17 protein-coding genes are annotated in these 18,857 nt (G+C 59.5%); 6 read left to right on the top strand and 11 right to left on the bottom strand.

Going from position 1 to position 18,857, the window contains the following annotated elements:
• The first annotated feature begins 8 nt into the window (after positions 1-8).
• A complete protein-coding gene (locus tag MLC70_RS05125) occupies positions 9-1,451 on the top strand; it encodes an alkaline phosphatase PhoX (protein ID WP_248182009.1) in 1,443 nt (480 codons plus the stop codon).
• Positions 1,452-1,502: 51 nt separating this feature from the next.
• Here the strand turns inward: MLC70_RS05125 and MLC70_RS05120 are convergent, their stop codons facing one another.
• The 8 genes from MLC70_RS05120 to MLC70_RS05085 all read right to left on the bottom strand — a co-directional run bounded on the left by MLC70_RS05120 (position 1,503) and on the right by MLC70_RS05085 (position 9,495).
• Entirely contained in the window at positions 1,503-3,146 is a 1,644-nt protein-coding gene (locus tag MLC70_RS05120) for a fatty acid--CoA ligase (RefSeq protein ID WP_248182008.1), read from the bottom strand.
• A 171-nt stretch (positions 3,147-3,317) separates the two neighbouring features.
• On the bottom strand, positions 3,318-3,599 hold the full coding sequence (gene ppnP / locus MLC70_RS05115) for a pyrimidine/purine nucleoside phosphorylase (RefSeq protein WP_248182007.1): 282 nt from the start codon (positions 3,597-3,599) through the stop codon (positions 3,318-3,320).
• An 86-nt stretch (positions 3,600-3,685) separates the two neighbouring features.
• Positions 3,686-4,018, bottom strand: a complete 333-nt coding sequence (locus tag MLC70_RS05110) for a Na+/H+ antiporter subunit G (protein ID WP_248182006.1) — start codon at positions 4,016-4,018, stop codon at positions 3,686-3,688.
• A gap of 39 nt (positions 4,019-4,057) precedes the next feature.
• On the bottom strand, positions 4,058-4,327 hold the full coding sequence (locus MLC70_RS05105) for a K+/H+ antiporter subunit F (protein WP_248182005.1): 270 nt from the start codon (positions 4,325-4,327) through the stop codon (positions 4,058-4,060).
• Positions 4,324-4,812 (bottom strand): Na+/H+ antiporter subunit E, encoded by a 489-nt coding sequence (locus MLC70_RS05100; protein WP_248182004.1) that lies wholly within the window; start codon positions 4,810-4,812, stop codon positions 4,324-4,326. The genes MLC70_RS05105 and MLC70_RS05100 overlap by 4 nt, the downstream gene beginning before the upstream one ends.
• The gene (locus MLC70_RS05095; RefSeq protein ID WP_248182003.1) at positions 4,812-6,329 is read right to left on the bottom strand and encodes a monovalent cation/H+ antiporter subunit D; all 1,518 of its coding nucleotides are present in this window, start codon (positions 6,327-6,329) and stop codon (positions 4,812-4,814) included. Before MLC70_RS05095 ends, MLC70_RS05100 begins: the two co-directional genes overlap by 1 nt.
• Positions 6,326-6,694 (bottom strand): Na+/H+ antiporter subunit C, encoded by a 369-nt coding sequence (locus MLC70_RS05090; protein WP_248182002.1) that lies wholly within the window; start codon positions 6,692-6,694, stop codon positions 6,326-6,328. Before MLC70_RS05090 ends, MLC70_RS05095 begins: the two co-directional genes overlap by 4 nt.
• A complete protein-coding gene (locus MLC70_RS05085) occupies positions 6,694-9,495 on the bottom strand; it encodes a monovalent cation/H+ antiporter subunit A (protein WP_248182001.1) in 2,802 nt (933 codons plus the stop codon). Before MLC70_RS05085 ends, MLC70_RS05090 begins: the two co-directional genes overlap by 1 nt.
• A gap of 407 nt (positions 9,496-9,902) precedes the next feature.
• Between MLC70_RS05085 and MLC70_RS05080 the strand changes: the two genes are divergently transcribed.
• Both MLC70_RS05080 and MLC70_RS05075 read left to right on the top strand, forming a co-directional pair.
• Positions 9,903-11,957 (top strand): NADPH-dependent 2,4-dienoyl-CoA reductase, encoded by a 2,055-nt coding sequence (locus MLC70_RS05080; protein ID WP_248182000.1) that lies wholly within the window; start codon positions 9,903-9,905, stop codon positions 11,955-11,957.
• Positions 11,958-12,064: 107 nt separating this feature from the next.
• The gene (locus MLC70_RS05075) at positions 12,065-13,084 is read left to right on the top strand and encodes a CNNM domain-containing protein (protein ID WP_248181999.1); all 1,020 of its coding nucleotides are present in this window, start codon (positions 12,065-12,067) and stop codon (positions 13,082-13,084) included.
• A gap of 43 nt (positions 13,085-13,127) precedes the next feature.
• On the opposite strand, the gene MLC70_RS05070 is transcribed toward MLC70_RS05075, so the two are convergent.
• Entirely contained in the window at positions 13,128-13,292 is a 165-nt protein-coding gene (locus MLC70_RS05070) for a hypothetical protein (RefSeq protein ID WP_248181998.1), read from the bottom strand.
• Positions 13,293-13,404: 112 nt separating this feature from the next.
• Positions 13,405-14,400, bottom strand: coding sequence for a GlxA family transcriptional regulator (locus MLC70_RS05065; RefSeq protein ID WP_248181997.1), 996 nt, complete (start codon positions 14,398-14,400; stop codon positions 13,405-13,407).
• 149 nt (positions 14,401-14,549) lie between these two features.
• Between MLC70_RS05065 and MLC70_RS05060 the strand changes: the two genes are divergently transcribed.
• Entirely contained in the window at positions 14,550-16,352 is a 1,803-nt protein-coding gene (locus tag MLC70_RS05060) for an acyl-CoA dehydrogenase (protein ID WP_248181996.1), read from the top strand.
• 165 nt (positions 16,353-16,517) lie between these two features.
• Here MLC70_RS05060 and MLC70_RS05055 read toward each other — a convergent pair whose 3' ends face one another.
• Entirely contained in the window at positions 16,518-17,813 is a 1,296-nt protein-coding gene (locus tag MLC70_RS05055) for an alkane 1-monooxygenase (RefSeq protein ID WP_248181995.1), read from the bottom strand.
• 182 nt (positions 17,814-17,995) lie between these two features.
• On the opposite strand from MLC70_RS05055, the gene MLC70_RS05050 reads away from it, so the two are divergent.
• Positions 17,996-18,259, top strand: coding sequence for a hypothetical protein (locus tag MLC70_RS05050; protein WP_248181994.1), 264 nt, complete (start codon positions 17,996-17,998; stop codon positions 18,257-18,259).
• Positions 18,260-18,387: 128 nt separating this feature from the next.
• Positions 18,388-18,687, top strand: coding sequence for a hypothetical protein (locus MLC70_RS05045; RefSeq protein WP_248181993.1), 300 nt, complete (start codon positions 18,388-18,390; stop codon positions 18,685-18,687).
• Positions 18,688-18,857: the final 170 nt, after the last annotated feature.

Genomic DNA, 18,857 nt, shown 5'->3' with positions numbered 1-18,857 from the left:
AGTACACGATGTCCCGATCCATTATCCCCCAGGGTCCCCACTGGTCGCGCCGAGACGTTCTGAGAACCCTGTTTTTTACCGCAGGTGCCGTGGGTTCTGCCTCGTGGTTGTCGGGGTGTGGCGGTTCCGGTTCCGGCGCCTCAGGCGCCACCCTGCCGCCACCGCCGGGCATGGGAGAGGCTCCGGACGGAGAAGTACTGCCCGAAACCGTTGAAAAGCTTCTCGGGCGTTTCAGGAATATCGGTCCTTTGCGGGCACCCGACGTTCATGGCGTTCGCACGCCCGAGGGTTTTGCCACCCGGATTGTGGCGATCAACGGAGAGTTGCCACAGCCCCAAGGGATGGCTGTGATGGGTCCCCGCACCGGGGGTATCGGGAACCGGCCGTGGCATATTTTCCCGGATGGCGGTGGGGTGGTGCCCCGTGATAACGGCGGTTGGATCTACATCAGCAACAGCGAAGTGCCCGGCGTCGGCAGCATCGGCTTCACCTTCCCCCAGTTGGCGGATCTTACCAATGTGCTTGAGGAGTTCACTCCGGGCCTGGCTCAGGTGGGCACGCTGGTTTTCGATCCGGACGGGACGCTGGTGGACTCGTACACCATCCTCACTGGCACGACCTTCAACTGCGCCGGTTGCGTGACCCCCTGGAAATCCTGGCTGTCCTGTGAGGAATTCCCCAACGGCCAGGTCTGGGAGTGTGACCCGTATCAGCCCGGTGATGGCGTGCCGCGACCGACACTCGGCTTTTTCTCCCATGAAGCCATTGCCATCGATCCGGACGAGCGCCTGCTCTACCTCACGGAGGACATGCCGGACGGACGATTTTACCGATGGATTCCGGATCCTTCTGATTGGCCGGAAGGCAGCGACAGAGCCGCCTTGCAGGCTGGCCGGTTGCAAATGCTGGCCGTGGGCGGAAATGGCGTGCAAGCTGCCGTGGATGGGCCCCAGGCGATCACCTGGGTGGATGTCCAGAACCCCCACGAACCGCAGCACCAGAACCGGTTACCGGAATCGACCGTTTTCGATGGCGGCGAAGGTGTCTGGTTCTTCCGCGGCGTTGTCTACTTCGCCACCAAGGGCGATGACCGGATCTGGGCCGTCGATACGCTGGCCCAGACCATTGAAGTGATCTATGACCGCGCCACGGCGGTTGCGCCAAAGGACATTCTCTCCGGTGTGGACAACCTGTTTGTCACCTCGCAGGGGGACATTCTGGTGGCGGAGGACGGGGGTGACATGCAGGTCGTAGTGATCCTTCCGGATGGCAACCTGAAACCGCTGTTACAGATAGTCGGGCAGGACGCCTCGGAAATTGCAGGGATCGCGTTCTCGCCGGATGGTGGACGAATGTATTTCACGTCGGACCGGGGCGGTCGAAACGGTCTGGGCGGGTTTACCAACGGGCTCGGGATGGTCTACGAACTGATCCTGCCCGAGGATATTTAAGGCCGTTAAACGGGGGGCGGATGATCATGGCCATCCGTCCCCGTTTCGGCGTTACTTCAGCTGATCCCGGATCAGCTTCTTGTTGATCTTGCCGACGCTGGTCTTGGGGATATCATCAACGAAATCAATCTGTGCCGGAATGGCCCATTTGTTGATCTCGCCGGCTTCCACAAACTGTTTCAGGTGCGACTGGATGTCTTCCAGGCTGGCCTGCTCGCCCGGTTTGAGCGTAACCAGCGCGTGTGGGCGTTCTCCCCATTTCTCGTCCGGAATACCCACCACCGCCGCACCGGCCACTGCCGGGTGCTGGCTGATCAGGTTCTCCAGATCCAGTGAGGACAGCCATTCGCCACCGGTCTTGATGACGTCTTTGATGCGGTCCTTGATCACCAGGGTGTTGTCCGGTTCCATGCTGGCGACATCACCGGTATGCAGCCAGCCGCCTTCCCAGAGCTCCTGGCCTTTTTCCGGTTCTTTGAAGTAGCTCTGGGTCAGCCATGGGGCCCGGGCCACCACCTCGCCTTTGGCGTCGCCGTCATGGGCCACCGGATGACCGGTCGGATCCACAATTTCCAGTTCGGCCATGGGCACGGCGATCCCGGTTTTCACCCGCTTGGCGGTCTGCTGGGCCAACGGCAGTTCCAGATCTTCCGGCTTGAGATGAGTGACGCTCAGCAGCGGGCAGGTCTCAGACATGCCGTAACCGGTGTACATGCGGATGCCAAGCTTCGCACCCGCGTCGCACAATCCCCGGGTCAGGGCGCTGCCACCAATCAACACGTGCCAGTTGCTGAGGTCCGCGGTCTTGATGGATTCGGTACCCATCATCATCTGCATGATGGTCGGTACGCAGTGTGAGAAAGACACCTTGTGTTCCTTGAGCAGGTCCACCAGCAGTTCGGGTTCATAACGACCCGGATAGACCTGCTTGATACCCAGCATGGTGGCTGCGTAGGGCACGCCCCAGGCGTGCACGTGGAACATCGGTGTGACCGGCATGTACACCGTTGAGGATCTCAGCAGAGGCATCTCGTCGTAGGCTGAGAGCGACCCGGTCATGGCCAGGGTGTGGAGCACCAACTGACGATGGCTGAAGAACACACCTTTGGGGTTGCCGGTGGTGCCGGTGGTATAAAACGTGGTGGCAACGCTGTTTTCGTCGAAATCGGGGAAATCAAACTCGGTTCCGGCCCTCGCCAGCAGGGCTTCGTACTCGCCGGCCGTCTCCAGGTTGGTGGCCTTGGCGGTGCTCTCGTCGGTCAGCTGAATGTAGCTTTTGACGGTTTTGATCTCGCCGCTGACGCCTTCCAGAATGGGCAGGAAGTCATCATGCACCAGAACCACGTCGTCTTCTGCGTGATTCATGGTGTACACGATTTGTTCCGGAGACAGGCGCACGTTGATGGTGTGCAGCACGGCGCCGATCATCGGTACGGCAAAAAAGCACTCGAGGTAACGTGGCGTGTCCCAGTCCATCACCGCGACGGTGTCGCCGGGCTTTACGCCGGCATCGGTGAGGGCATTGGCCAGGCGATGAATCCGCTCGACTAGATCGGTGTAGGTGTACTTGCTGCGATTGGCGTAAACGATTTCCTGATCCGGCGAGTACCTGGGGCCGGACAGCAGCAGTTGTTTGATCAGCAACGGATACTGGTGAGCGTTGTCCGCTGGTGGAAGAATTCGGGTCTGTGCCATTACTCGGTACCTCTTTCTCAGTTATTGATGTTATGCGAGAAACAGGGGTAAATCTGACACATTTTGCGGCAAACGAAAACCTTGAAAAGAGGAAAAAAGCCAGAGCGAATCAGGTGTTAGGAATACTGCATTTCGCTCTGGGATGTCGCTCAGATGACAGTGAGCTGACGGTTACTCGTAAGTGCAGAGGTAGGCGGTATCGATATCGGTTTTTGCTTTGAAGCTGGCCTGACCGGCCACGTCGAAGCTTTCGCCGGCACCGTAGGTCATCCACTCTTCCATGCCTGGCAGCAGCACGGTCAGGGCCCCACTGACGACAGTCATGGTTTCCTTCTTGCTGGTGCCAAACTCATAGTCACCCGGGCTGATAACACCCACGGTGGCGGGGAGAGTGGAGGTCTGGAACGCGATGGATTTGGCCTTGCCGTCGAAGTACTCGTTCACTTTCAGCATGATGTTGGCTCCTTGATTCAATTTGGGGGCCTACTATACGGCAATTTTCTGTCTGGCCAACGACATTTTTGGCGTCCCGTTCGCGGCTACTGCTCCCAGGGCTTCCCCCGGGTGTCGTCCATGGACTTGACGCCGATGTGCATGGCCGCCTTGGCCAGAATGTTGGCGCTCACCGGTGCGGTCATGAACAGGAACACGGTGATCAGTATTTCGGAAATACCGATGCCGTCGTGGCTCACACTGAAATAGAGCACCGATGCCAGCATGATGGCGCCGACACCGACCGTTGTGGCTTTGGTCGGGCCGTGCAGGCGAGTGAAAAAGTCCGGCAGACGGGCCAGGCCAATGGCGCCGACCAGGGTGAAGAATCCCCCGACCAGCAACAGGGCTGCAATGATGTACTCGGCAATTTCGTTCATGGCCGGCATCCTCCATATACCTTCAGGGAGTTCGTTACGTTATTCAATGACGCTACCTCGCTTCAGGTACTTGGCCATGGCCACGGTACCGACAAAGCCCATCACTGCAATCAGCAGTGCAGACTCGAGATAGAGCCGTGTACCCAGCGTAATACCAAGCAGGATGATCAGAGCAATGGCGTTGATGTACAGCGTATCGAGCGCCAGCACTCTATCAGGGGAATCGGGACCGCGAATCAGCCGGTAAACATTCAGCAGGGCCGCAATCATGACCATGGCCAGGGTGATGTACAGTGCTATTGTGATCATTTAAACATCTCCAGCAGGGGCTTCTCGTAGCGTGTCTTGATGGCATCGATAACCTCCTGTTCACTCTGCGCATCCAGGGCGTGAATCAGCAGTGTCTTGTTGTCATCACTGACGTCGGCGCTGACTGTGCCGGGTGTCAGGGAGATGGTGCTGGCGAGGATGGATATGGCCAGCGGGTGTTCAAGTTCGAGCGGGTAGCAGACAAACATCGGGCTGGGCGCTCGCGGACTGAGAATCAGCCGCGCCACCGATACGCTCGCGACGATGATGTCCATGAGCACGCGTGCCAGGTATACCGGCATACGCCAGGGGTGAATGAAACCCGGTCGTTCAGGCCAGAATCCCTGGGTGATCTGCGGGATCAGCCAGGCGAGAAATAGGCCAAGCACAACACTGGCACCGGAAATGCCGTCACTCAGGAACTGCCAGATGGCGAACAGAAGCAGGCTGAGCCACGGCTGGGGAAAATTCAGACGATCAAGCATTATTCGTCCTCCCCGACCATAGGTGTTTGCAGAATGCCGATGTAGGCGTTGCTGTCATGCAACTGGGCTGCCGTGGCATCGGTGTAACGACTGATCGGTCCGGCCAGGGCAACGATCACAATGCTCAGGGCCACTAGCGCGCCGGCCGCCACGGAGACGGTGCCGCTCAGTTTGCCGGGATCTTCGATATGGCCCTCCACGTTCCGCCAGAACACGATGCTGCCGGCGCGGCTGTAGGCAATCAGTGAGAAGAAGCCGCCGATAAGGATCACTGACCATAGCCAGGCCATTTGGGGGCCGGGGGTGACAGACTGCAGGATCAGCAGCTTGGCAAAGAAGCCACTCAACGGTGGTAGCCCTGCGGCAGCGACGGCACCGATCAGAAACAACACGCTGAGGAAAGTGCGGTTGCGCATCCGTGGCGCGGTGACGATTTTATCTGCCGCGGTGCCCCGTTGCCGACTGATGAGATCCGCCACCAGGAACAGGCCGCCCACCACCCAGGTGGTGTTGAGCAGGTAGAACAACGCCGCCGAGGTGCCTTCCACGGAACCGAGCGACATGGCAGCCAACAGGGTGCCCACGGAAATAATGACCTGCCAGGCCACCAGAGTCTTCAGGCTCTCGGAGCCCAGGGCGCCAATGACGCCCATGGCAAGGGTGATGAGTGCCAGCGGGAAAAGCCAGTCCATGCCCAGCCCCGAGAGTTCCCCGGCCTGATCACCGAACACCAGGGAATACACCCGCAGGATCGCGTAGATGCCGACCTTGGTCATCACCGCAAACAGGGCTGCAACCGGCGCGGTGGCCTTGGCATAGGCGCGGGGTAACCAGAAGCACAGCGGCAGGATCGCCGCCTTGAGGCCGAACACCACTAGCAGCATCATGCCGCCCGCTTTGACAATGTGAATATTCTCGTCGCTAACATCCGCCATTTTATCCGCCAGATCGGCCATGTTCAGGGTGCCGGTTACGCTGTAGATCATGCCGACACTGATCAGGAAGATGGCAGAGCCGATGAGGTTGAGCACCACGTAATGCAACCCCGGAACGGTTCGGGTTGTACCGCCCCCATGCATCAGGAGGCCATAGGAGGCAATCAGCAGCACCTCGAATGCGACGAACAGGTTGAACAGGTCGCCGGTCAGAAAGGCGATGTTCAGCCCCAGCAGCTGGAACAGGAACAGTGCATGGAATTGGCGATTGCCCTCATCAGCGCCGCCGATGGAGTACAGATGGCAGAACAGCGCCAGCACCGACGTCATCACCAGCATCAGGGCGGCGAGGCGGTCCAGCACCAGAACGATGCCGAAAGGCGGTTGCCAGTTACCGAATGCGTAGGCGCGATAGCTGCCGTCGTCGGCCATTACCAGTAGCACAATGGAGGCGGCAAGCAGAAGCACCGTGGTGGTCAGCGCCAGGGTGCGGCGCAGGCTGATGGGGGCGTAACCCATGAAGACCTGCAGCATGCCACCGAAGAGGGGGATCAGTATGGGAGCGGTAAGCCAATGATTCATTTACCGGTTACCTCCTCGGCTGAATCCAGTTTCGAATCGGTGCCGGACTGGCGCCCGTCCACATGATCGTCGTCGTTGTCGGCGAGGTTGCGCAGGGCAAGCACCACCACAAACGCCGTCATGGCAAACCCGATCACAATGGCCGTGAGCACCAGAGCCTGGGGCAGCGGGTCGGAATAGGCAGCGGTGCTACCGATGATCGGCTGACCACCGGACACTAGACGGCCGGAGGAGAACAAAAACAGGTTGACGCCGTAAGACAGCAGCGTCAGCCCCACCACCACCGGAAAGGTACGGGCCCGTAACAGCAGATACACACCAGATGCGGTCAGTGCGCCAATGGCCAGAGCGAAAGCCAACTCCATTACGCGCCCTCCTTTTTGCTTTTGATGGCCGAGTGGGGCGACAGGCGCCCGATGCTGACCAGAGCCAGCAGGGTTGCCCCGATGACCGTCAGATATACGCCCAGATCGAACACCAGCGCCGATGCTACCTCGAATTTACCCACGATCGGCCAGCTGATGTAATCGAAGGTGCTGGTCAGGAACGGATAGCCAAAGGCGTAACTGCCCACGCCTGCAATGGTGGCAAACAGCAGCCCGAGCCCGACCATGTTGTGGTATCGGAACGGTACCCGGTCCTGGGTCCAGATCATGCCGCTGGCAATGTACTGGAGAATCAGAGCCACCGCGGTGATGAGGCCGGCAATGAAGCCGCCGCCCGGCAGGTTGTGGCCCCGCAGGAAAATGTAGGCGGAAACCATCAAGGCCAGGGGCAACATGGGCCTGGCAATCTGGCGCAGCATCAGCGGGTAGGCGTCGCGGGTCCATCTGTGGCCGAGGCCGTCACCTGGTGGCGGTGTCAACGCGGTCTCCTTGAGCATGGCGTAGATGCCCAGAGCGGCGATAGCGAGCACGGTGATCTCGCCGAGGGTATCAAAGCCCCGGAAGTCCACCAGGATCACGTTGACCACGTTGGTGCCCCCTCCGCCGGGTTTGCTGTTGGCCAGGAAGAATTCGGAGATGGATGCGAATGGCTGGGTCAGCATCGCCAGTGTCACCACCGTCATGCCGGCGCCAGCCGCCAGCGCGATGGCGATGTCACGTAGCCGCCGGGTGGTGCTGCTTTCGATAGGCGTCCAGGACGGCATGTAGAACAGCGCCAGCATCAGCAGAACAATAGTGACCACCTCCACCGAGAGCTGGGTCATGGCGAGGTCTGGTGCGGAGAAGCGGGCGAAGCCCAGCGCCACCATCAGCCCTACCACGCTGAGCAGGACCAGCGCGTAGAAACGCTCACGATGGAGCGCGGCGGTGGCGAGCGCGCACAGGATCAATATGCCAATGCCGATCAGGGTTGGCCAGTCGACGGGTGACAAACCGCTTTCACCCACAAAAACACCAAGGTTCATCAGCGGTGCGATGGCCACTGCCAGCACGCTGATGACCAGCAGGCCCGCGTAACGCTGCAGTGATCCGTTCTCGATGTGCCCGGTGAACCGGGTCGCCAGTGACGCAATACGGGACACCGTGGCCTCGAAGACTGCCTTCTCATCGATTTCACGGAAGCGGGCATGGAAATCGAAGAAGCGTTGCCGCTGGCTGTACATCAGCAGACCGCCAAAGAAGGCGGCGAAACTCATGAACAGTGGCAGATTAAAACCGTGCAGGATGGCCAGATGGTATTCCGGTACCTCGCCACCCAGGGTCGCGGAGGCGGCGGCGTAAAGCAACGGGCCGACTGACAGTGCGGGAAATACGCCCACCATGATGCAGGCGAATACCAGAATCTCCACCGGGATCTTCATATACCGCGGCGGTTCGTGGGGCGGGTAGATGGGGAGATCCACCGGCTTGCCATTGAAAAATACATCGTGGATGAACCGCGCCGAATAGGCCACGGCGAAAATGCCTGCGAGTGTTGCCACCAGCGGCGGCAGCCACGCCCAGATCCCGGGCAGATTCAGTTGCAGGGATTCGGCGAAGAACATTTCCTTGCTCAGGAAGCCATTGAGTAGCGGAACCCCTGCCATGGACGAGGCCGCCACCATCGCCAGGGTGGCGGTGTGGGGCATGTAGCGCCAGAGCCCGTTGATACGCCGCATGTCACGGGTGCCGGTCTCGTGGTCAATAATGCCCGCCGCCATGAACAGCGACGCTTTGAAGATGGCGTGGTTGATCACGTGGAACACCGCCGCCACCGCGGCCAGCTGAGTCCCCATGCCAAACAGCAGGGTAATCAGGCCCAGGTGGCTGACCGTGGAGTGCGCCAGCAGGCCCTTCAGGTCATGTTTGAACATGGCGACATAGGCGCCAATGAGCAGCGTGGCCATGCCGGTAAAGCTGACCATGTAAAACCACTGCTCGGTGCCTGCCAGGGCAGGGTAGAGGCGGGCCATAAGAAATATGCCCGCTTTGACCATGGTGGCGGAATGCAGGTAGGCGGAAACCGGTGTGGGTGCCTGCATGGCGTGGGGCAGCCAGAAATGAAACGGGAACTGCGCCGATTTGGTAAAGGCCCCGAGCAGCACCAGGGTCAAGGCAACGGGGTAGAGGCTGTGAGCCTTGATCTGGTCGCCGGCGGCCAGCACAGCGTCAAGCTCGAAGCTGCCGACAATATTGCCGATGATCAGAATGCCGGCAAGCAGTGCCAGACCACCACCACCGGTCACTGCCAGCGCCATCCGGGCGCCCCGGCGCGCGTCCTGTTTGTGGGTCCAGAAACTGATCAGCAGGAACGAGGTCAGACTGGTCAGCTCCCAGAAAATCATCATGAGGAGCAGGTTGCTGGACAGCACAATGCCGAGCATGGAGCCCTTGAAACACAGCAACAGCGCGTAGAATTTACCGACGTTTTCTTGGGGCTTCAGATAGTAGCGGGCATAAAGAATAATCAGTAGGCCGATCAACAGAATCAGCAGCGCAAAGAGTAACGACAGGCCGTCCAGTCGGAAACTGAACGACAGTCCGAGCTGTGGCAGCCAAGGGTAGCTGTGCAGCACCACGCCGCCGTCAGCCAGGGTCTGCCAGTGCGGATACAGCGCTGCCAGGGCTATGAGAGCTGGCACCGATGCGGCTATGGCAATGGCCGTACGCCCGCCTTGGGCGAACAGCGGCGCGGCTAAAGCCCCTAAAAAGGGCAGTAAAACAACCAGCGGTAGCGACATCGCAACCTCTTTATTGGTTTCTTGTATTTCATGGATGGAGGTTTAATCGTTGCCTGAGCTTAGTCTCCGGCCACCTGTTCTGCACCGGTCGATGCATTACCGCGTGCAATCGCGGTCAGCGGCGGACACTCAGTCTGAACGCGGTGGGTCTGGAAAATACGGAAGACGGCCCCGGTGAAGATGCACCTCGGCTGTAGCCGGAAAATAACCGGGTTGGTGTGACACGTCGGACCTCTCGGTCATGGGTGCTCCGCTCGTCTGATACGAGCACCGATGATACGTGGCCGGTCCCGCAGGTCAAGTCGACTGGCCATTAATCCGGTTTATAGGCCCTTTGGGTGTCATACATTAGTCGTAGTTAGCTGTGCTACCATGTTGGCTTCCCCGAAAACACCAAGAGATACCCCATGACCCAAGCCTACCCGCACCTGTTGAAGCCTCTCGATCTCGGATTCACGGAACTCAAGAACCGGGTGTTGATGGGCTCCATGCATACCGGTCTCGAGGACCGCTTCTGGAACATCCATAAGTTCGCCCGGTATTTTGCGGAGCGGGCTGAAGGCGGGGTCGGGCTCATGGTCACCGGCGGATACTCACCCAACCTGGTCGGGCAGTTGGCGCCCCTGTCGTCCACCATGAACAATCGAGCCACAGCGCTGTTGCACCGGCATGTCACCGGCGCCGTGCACGAGGCCGGCGGTAAGATCTGCCTGCAGTTACTGCACGCTGGCCGTTACGGGTACCAGCCGCTGATTGTGTCTGCGTCCGCCACCAAGGCGCCGATCAGTCCGTTCAAGGCCCGGGCGCTCTCTACCAAGGGTGTGGAACGTCAGATCAACGATTTCGTCGATGCCGCGAAGCTGGCGAAGTTTGCCGGCTATGACGGCGTCGAGGTGATGGGTTCCGAGGGGTACTTCATTAACCAGTTCCTGTGCGAGCGAACCAACAAACGCACCGATAAATGGGGCGGCCCCTACGAGAACCGCATGCGGTTGCCGGTCGAGATTGTGCGCCGCATGCGCGAAGCGGTGGGGCCCGAGTTCATCATTATCTATCGACTGTCGATGCTGGATCTGGTCGAGGGCGGCCAGACCTGGGATCAGATCGTGACGCTGGGCAAGGCCATTGAGCAGGCCGGCGCCACCATCATCAATACCGGGATTGGCTGGCACGAGGCGCGGGTGCCCACCATCGTAACGTCAGTGCCCCGCGGCGGTTTCGCCGATGTGACGGCCAAGTTCTATGGCGAAGTGGACATCCCGATCTGCACCACCAACCGCATCAATACCCCGGAAAAGGGCGAGGACATCCTCGCGGCCGGCAAGGCCGATATGGTGTCCATGGCGAGACCGCTGCTGGCTGATAGTGAATTTGTCCGCAAGGCCGAGCAGGGCCGTGCCGATGAGATCAACACCTGCATCGCTTGCAACCAGGCCTGTCTGGACCATGTTTTTCAGGCCAAGCGTGCGTCGTGCCTGGTGAACCCCCGAGCGTGTCATGAAACCGAACTGGTGTTGACCGTTGCGCCGGTTGTTCGCCGCGTAGCAGTGGTTGGCGCCGGGCCTGCCGGGCTCGCAGCGGCCACCACGGCGGCCAAGCGGGGGCACAACGTGACGCTGTTCGAAGCAGACGACAAGATCGGTGGTCAGTTTAACTACGCCAAGCGGATTCCCGGCAAGGAAGAGTTTTACGAGACCCTGCGGTATTTCCAGCGCCAGATCGAGCTGCTGGAGATTGATCTCAGGCTCAACACCCGCGTTGACGCGCAACAACTGACCGAAGACGGTTTTGACGACGTGATCATCGCAACCGGTGTCAAGCCCCGTACGCCGAACATCGACGGCATCGATCACCCCAAGGTGTTGGGGTATCTGGATGTGCTGCGACACAACAAGCCGGTTGGCCAGAGTGTGGCGGTTATCGGTGCCGGTGGTATCGGCTTCGACGTCAGTGAATTTCTCACCCACGATTTCAGCCACCACTTGGAAGGCGAGCAGGTCAGCGTGGCGGACTGGCAGGCGGAGTGGGGCGTGAACCCGGAGTTTGAGGGCCCGGGTGGGCTGGCGGAGCGCAAGCCGACGTCGTCTCCCCGCAAGATCTACCTGATGCAGCGCAAGTCTGGCAAGGTCGGCGGCGGTCTGGGCAAAACTTCGGGCTGGGTGCACCGCAACAGCCTCAAGCACCGCGACGTGGACATGTTGCGCGGTTGCAGTTACGAGCGCATTGACGATGAAGGCCTGCACATTTCCATCAAGGACAAGGACGGCAAGCTGACAGAGAGCAAGGTGCTGAACGTGGATAACGTGATTATCTGTGCCGGCCAGGAGCCGTTCCGCGCACTGTACGACCAGCTCGCCGGAGCCGGCGTTCGCGCCCATCTGATTGGTGGTGCCGATGTGGCGGAGGAGCTGGATGCCAAACGCGCAATCCGACAGGGAACAGAAGTGGCAGCGGGGCTCTGAGCCCCGCCAGACCACGAGCCTGATGGGTGTGAAATCCGGGCTAAAAACATAGCGAATCCTGTGGTCGTTCGTTAAAATTTCGATATCTTCCTGTCCACAAGGTCTCTATGACGCTCCTGGTTGCATTCGCCGTTCTGTCGATCAGCTTTTCGTTTCTGTGCTCCATACTTGAAGCCTCGCTACTGTCTGTGACGCCCAGTTATATCGCGTCTCTCAAGAAAGATAGCCCGAAACTGTTTGCCAAACTCCGCAAACTCAAGGACAACGTTGACGATCCACTGTCAGCAATCCTGACTCTCAACACGGTGGCTCACACAGTAGGGGCCACCGGCGTGGGTGCCCAAGTTGCGGTGGTGTTCGGGGAAGCCTGGTTGGGGGCGGCCTCGGCCATCATGACTCTGGCAATCCTGATCTTCTCTGAGATCATCCCCAAAACCATTGGTGCGAAATACTGGCGCACCATTGCGCCGCGCCTGCCTGCCATTCTCGGGTTCATGATCAAGTCGCTGCTGCCATTCATCTGGCTGTCCAAGCAGATCACCCGCCGCATCGGTTCCGGTGAGGTCGATGTGGATATCCGCGCCGAAATCAGCGCCCTGGCGGAGATCGGTCGCGATCAGCAGGCGCTGGACGAAGATGAACGGAGAATGATTCAGAACGTGCTGAGGTTCCATGAAATCAAGGCCAGCGCGGTAATGACGCCCAGAACCGTGTGCAAGGTGATTCCACCGGCGATCACCATGACGGAGTTCCGGGAGATGGTGAAGAAGTCGCCTTTCTCACGCTATCCGGTGATTGATGAAGACGGTGAGGCGCTTGGCTACCTTCACCGGGCCGATCTGATCACCCTGGACGAAGATGTGAAACTGCTCGATCACATGCGGAAGATCAAGCGAGTGAAAGGAAACACCAATATTGAGTTTCTGTTTTCGGACATGTTGCGGGAGCGCCAGCATCTGGCGGTGGTGTATGACGAACTGGGTACCTGGCTTGGAATAGTGACGCTGGAGGACATATTGGAGACGCTTTTGGGCACCGAGATCATGGACGAAACCGACAATGTTTCCAACCTGCGCCGCTACGCCAAACAACGCTGGAGCCGCCGCCTGAAGAAATACGGCTCCTGAATGCCGCGCTGTGGGTTGCCGGAGCGGGCGGCCGGAAAGGGGGTCAGCGGACCGCTTTCAGGGCATTGAAAATGGCCTCGGCTTCGGCCTCAAGTACCTGATTGCGAAAGCTGTTTCCCTGTTGCGCGGCCTGGGCAATCTGCTTCTGTTTCATGTCGTACAGCTTGCTCAGGATGTCTGCCTGGCTTTGTCTGATCGGTGCGGTCATGGCGAACCTCCCCATTTTTACACCTGTGTCGGTATTCTTTACGTTACCGGCCATGGCATGGCCTTCAATGACTAACGATGCATAACGCGGGCCAGTGGGTGGTGTCTGAACATTACCGTCCGAACCGCGCTCGGTAGGCCCCCGGCGCCAGGCCGGTGTGTTTGCGGAACAGGCGGCTGAAAGAACTGACGTCTTCATAACCAACCCGCCGTGTCACTTCTTCAACCGCCATTCTGGAATGTTCCAACTGCTGGCGGGCCGCCTCAATGCGCAGAACCTGCAGATAGCCCGTGGGCGTATCGCCGGTGGCCGCCTTGAAGCGGCGAATCAACGACCGCTCCGTCAGGCCGCTTAATAAGGCCAGACCGGCCAAAGTGACTGCCCCACTGAAGTGACGGTCCAGCCAGTCCTGAAGTTTCAGAATTGCCGCGTCTGAGTGATAACGGCGTGCCTGCATGGCGCTGTAGGGCGCCTGACTGGTGCGCCCCACATCAATCACGAACGCCTTGGCCAGTTCTCGCGCCACCTGCGCCCCGGCAAACCGTTCCACCAGATAAATCCCCAGATCCCACCACGCCATCCCGCCGCCGGCGCAGGCAATGTGGTTGTCCACCGTCACCAGCTTGTCCGGGTGCAGATCCACCGCGGGATATCGTTGCCGGAACTGATTACTGAAACCCCAGTGGGTGGTTGCCTGCCGTCCGTTCAACAAACCCGCCTCGGCCAGCATGAACGCCCCGGTGCAGTTACTGGCCACCTGAACCTGCCCTGTGCCGGAAGACTGAAATCCACCCAGCCACGCAATCAGTTCCGGGTTTCGGCTCAACACCGGCTCGATTGGCCCGCCGATGGTGGGAATGATGACCAGATCGGCGTTGCTCTGTGCCGGGCTTCGATCATTCCAGGCACCGTCTGGCAGGATGGTAAGCCCGTTGATGCAACGGCAGGGCGCTCCGTCCCGGGTTAACAGGCGCGTGGCGAAGTGCGGCTCCGGCGCTTCTCCGTTAATCCGTGCCCAGGTGACTCCGGCCAGCCGGAAAAGATCGATGATGCCGGTAATGGCACTGGCAAGTGCTCCATCAAATCCGATGACAGAAACCGTTCGCATGCTTGCTCCCTTTCACGCCCGATCGCCGGACTCTTGTTCACCGGTTGCTCAGAGTCGGTTGGCGATATTCACCATGATTATGTCATAAATGCCGGTTCCCCGAAAAACGGAGGTATGAGAGGCTATCGGCAACTAACAGGAGACCAAGCATGACCGACACCCTGATCGACCGCCGCGACCTGGCGTTCCAGCTTTACGAAGTCCTCGATACCGACAGCCTGATCACTCGCGAGCGCTTCAGCGAACACAACCGCGATACCTTCGAGGCCGTCATCGAAACCGCCGACAAAATGGCCAGGGAAAAATTTGCCACCCACAACAGCGCTGCGGATAAAGACGAGCCCAAATTCGTCAACGGCGAAGTCGACATGCTGCCCCAGGTCAAAGAAGCGTTCGACGCCTACGCCGAAGCCGGCTTTATCGCCGGTCGCTACGATTACGAGCTCGGCGGCATGCAGCTGCCGGAATCGGTCATGGCCGCCTGCAATGGTTTCTTCACCGCCGCCAATCCCGGCACGGCTGGCTACCCGTTTCTGACCACGGCTGCCGCCAACCTCATCCGGGTGTTCGGCAACGAGCAGCAGCAGACCACCTTCCTGCCGCACATGCTCAGCGGCCGCTTCAGTGGCACCATGGCGCTTACCGAGCCCCACGCCGGCTCCTCCCTGGCAGACATTCGCACCTCGGCGTCACCCACCGAGGATGGTCACTACCTGATCAAAGGCGCCAAGATCTACATATCCGGTGGTGAGCAGTCCATCACCGAGAATATCGTTCATATGGTACTGGCTAAAATCAAAGGCGCACCGGCGGGGGTGAGAGGCATTTCCCTGTTTGTCGTGCCCAAGTTTCTGGTGGACGAGGAGGGCAACCCCACGGAGCGCAACGGCGTAAGCCTTGCCGGTCTTATTCACAAGCTGGGCTATCGCGGCACCACCTCTACCGCCCTGAGTTTCGGTGACGATGCGCCCTGCCACGGTTACCTGGTCGGCGAGCCCCATCAGGGCCTGAAGTACATGTTTCAGATGATGAACGAAGCCCGTGTCGGCGTCGGTTTCGGCGCGGCCGTGATCGGCTATCGTGGTTACATGCACAGCCTGGAATACGCCAAAGACCGTTTGCAGGGCCGCAAGGCCAGTGAAAAGAACCCGGAATCCCCACAGGTGCCGATCATCGACCACGCCGATGTTCGCCGCATGCTGCTGGCCCAGAAGGCCTACAGCGAAGGCGGACTGGCCCTGTGCCTGTTCGGCGCCCGCCTGATGGACGACCAGCACACCCATCCCGACGAACAGAAGCGCATGGAAGCCGGCAAACTGCTGGATTTACTGACCCCCGTGATCAAGGCCTGGCCCTCCGAGTACGGCCCTAAGGCCAACGACCTGGCCATTCAGGTCTACGGTGGTGCCGGCTACACTCGCGAATACCCGGTGGAGCAGTGCTGGCGCGACAACCGCCTGAACCCCATCCACGAGGGCACCAACGGCATCCAGGCACTGGACCTGCTGGGCCGCAAGATCTGGCAGGACCAGAGCCACGGCCTGCAGCTGTTGATGCAGGAAATGCAGGTGGACCTGGAAGCGGCCACCACCGACCGCTGTCAGCAATGGGCGCTGTCTTTGAGTGAAACCCTGCAGCAGGCGGTGAAAGTCACCCAGAGTCTGGGTAAATCGCTGATGGGCGGTGAAGTGGACAAAACTCTGGCGAACGCGTCCTGCTACCTGCATCTGTTCGGTCACATCATCGTGGCCTGGATGTGGCTCCGTCAGGCTAACGCAGCGGCTAACGCGTTGGCGTCAGCCAACACGGACGATGAGCGTAACTTCTATCAGGGCAAGCTGCAGGCGGCCCAGTATTTCTTCCACTGGGAATTGCCGACGGTGGCGCAGGATCTGGTGTTGTTGCGGAATCAGGATGATACCTGTCTGAACATGAAGTCCGAATGGTTCTAAGTCTGGAGTAAGCACAAACGGTTGGTATGGCTTCCCGGGACACGCCACAAGTGCGTCCATGCAGGCTCTGATGCGGCCATCCCTGGCCACAGCCGGTCCCGGGAAGCCGCATCAACCGTATGCGCCCGGAAAGATCAGCCCGTTGACCGGGCCTTCTCCGTTAAATCAGGCAGCTTCTTCAGAGGAAGAGGAATCCTTCTGGTTTTTGGCCTCAGCCGCTACCGCCGCCGCATAGTCGGCGTACTTGTTCATCAGCTCTTCCTTGCGATCGGGATCCCAGTTGATCTTGCTCAGATCGCCCTCGTAGTGATCGATCACCCGCTTGTCCATCATCTCGTACCACCAGGACGGCAGATACGCCGGCAGCAGCATCGAGGCATAACCGCCCGGCAACTGCGGAGCGTGCTCGAAGTGACGCAGTGCCTGGAAGCTGCGGGTCGGGTGGGCGTGGTGGTCCGAGTGGCGCTGCAGCTGGTACAGGAACAGGTTGGTTACAATGTGATTGCTGTTCCAGCTGTGTTCTGGCTGGGTGCGCTGGTACTTGCCTTTGCTGTCTTTCTGACGCAGCAGGCCGTAGTGTTCGACGTAGTTGACCGTCTCCAACAGGCTGGCACCGTATACCGCCTGGGCCGCCAGGAAGGGCACTGCGCGCGGGCCGCAGATCAGCGTGGTGGCGCCGAAGAAGCCGGCACTCATGGCCCAGCCCTGGAGCAATTCGTTGTCCAGTGTCCAGAAACCCTTGTCCTTGCGTGCCAGCCGCGCTTTTTCAATCTTGACGGCGGACTTGATACCACCGACCACGGTGCGGGGCAGGAATTTCCAGAAACTCTCACCCATGCGGCTGCTGGCCGGGTCTTCCGGTGTGGCGACGCGCTTGTGGTGGCCGAAATTGTGCTCTACCACAAAGTGGGTGTAGCCAGTGGGCGCCAGCGCGGCCATGGCCATCAGTTTGTTGAGCTTGTTGGACTTGTGCCCCAGTTCATGGGCGGTGTTGATGCCAACGCCGTTGATGGCGCCGACCGTCAGTGTGATGCCGATCTTGTCAGCCAGCGGCGTATTCTTGCGGCTGGCCAGCCAGGCGCCCATGAAGGTCATGGCGTACTGAGTGGGGATGAAGGCCTTCACGATGCGGTCGTAGTACTTGTCCTGCTCCAGGGTTTTCACCGCGGACTCCGGCGGGTTGCTCTTGTCCTCACCAATGGCGCGATCCAGTGCCGGAATGACGCCGTGCACCAGGGCGGGACCGGTCCAGGCCAGTGACCGCAGTTTTTTCGGGGCCACGGCGTAGCCGGCCAGGGCGGCAAGGCCGATGCCGGGTAATGCCGGCCCCATCAGCCACAGGTAGCGTTTCGGGTCTTTCCAGTCCTTGCCGGGCTTTGACGAGGCGGCAGGGGCGTTGACGCTCTCAACGGCGGTCTGTGTCGCCTGGCTGTGCATATTGTCGCGGGTTTTTGCGTTCATTGTTGGGCTCCAGTCATCAGGATGTGCCTTAACTTTATGTCGGACAATCTGACAGTGCAACATGGAGTGTGAAAACTGGTCGTTTGGGGCCATGGTTATGGTGTCAAAAATTGGAAACTGGCGAGGTGTCCGGTTTTGGGCCAGACTGATGATCGCCGGTCAAACACAGGGAAGCGCCAGCCATGGCTACAGGGAATTTCTCCAACGCGACGTCCTCAACGCACTGTTCTGTTCATCACTTGCTTCGCGAGTACCTGTCATCTGCGCGGTTGCTGGAGATTGTATATCGGGATGATGCGGGGCAGGTGCAGATCGTTCACGACAGTATCCGCGACCTGTTCAACCGTGCCGGTCGGGAGTTCGTGCTGATCGGTCGCGGTCAGCTGTTGCGGCTGGACCACATCGTGATGCTTGACGGGCTGGAGATATCAGGCGGGATCGGTTGAATGGCCATGGAATGCTGCTAACTTGCTGTGAGAGTTAACAAAAGGGTAATGCCGGTGTAATTGCTTACCCCGGCCGTCGGCCATAAACTTGTCTCTGTTATATACATTCGCCAACGAAAGGACATGGTATGAACAAGCTAACTTTGAGTGCACTGGCTCTGATGATGACATTGGGTCTTGCCGCTTGCAGTCAGGAAGACGAAGGTGCCGATTTTGAGGAAGCCGCGGAAAACGCGGGCGAAATGATGGATGACGCTGGCGATTCCATCGAGGAAGGCGCTGAGGAAATGACTGGCCAGGATGAAAGCGCCATGGGTGAGCTGCAGGAAGGTGCAGAGAACGCGGGCGAAGAAATGGGTGAGGCGGCGGACGAAGCCGGTGATTCCATGGAAGAGGGCTGGGACGAGGTGACCGAAGACGATAAATAAGCCTTCGGACCTCAGCAAAAAAGCCGACCACTGCTGTGGTCGGCTTTTTTTATGGTTCATCGCGGGTTAGCGTGAAAAAGTAGGAGACGGCGGGAGCCTGTAAATAAATCTGTGTAACTGCCCACCCCATTACAGGTGGCCGTCCAGGCGGTCACCGAATTCGATAATAA

Source organism: Marinobacter goseongensis (assembly GCF_023156235.1).
Lineage (GTDB): Bacteria > Pseudomonadota > Gammaproteobacteria > Pseudomonadales > Oleiphilaceae > Marinobacter > Marinobacter goseongensis.
The sequence above is the reverse complement of the archived record's forward strand: the minus strand, read 5'-3'. Positions and strand labels throughout refer to the sequence as shown.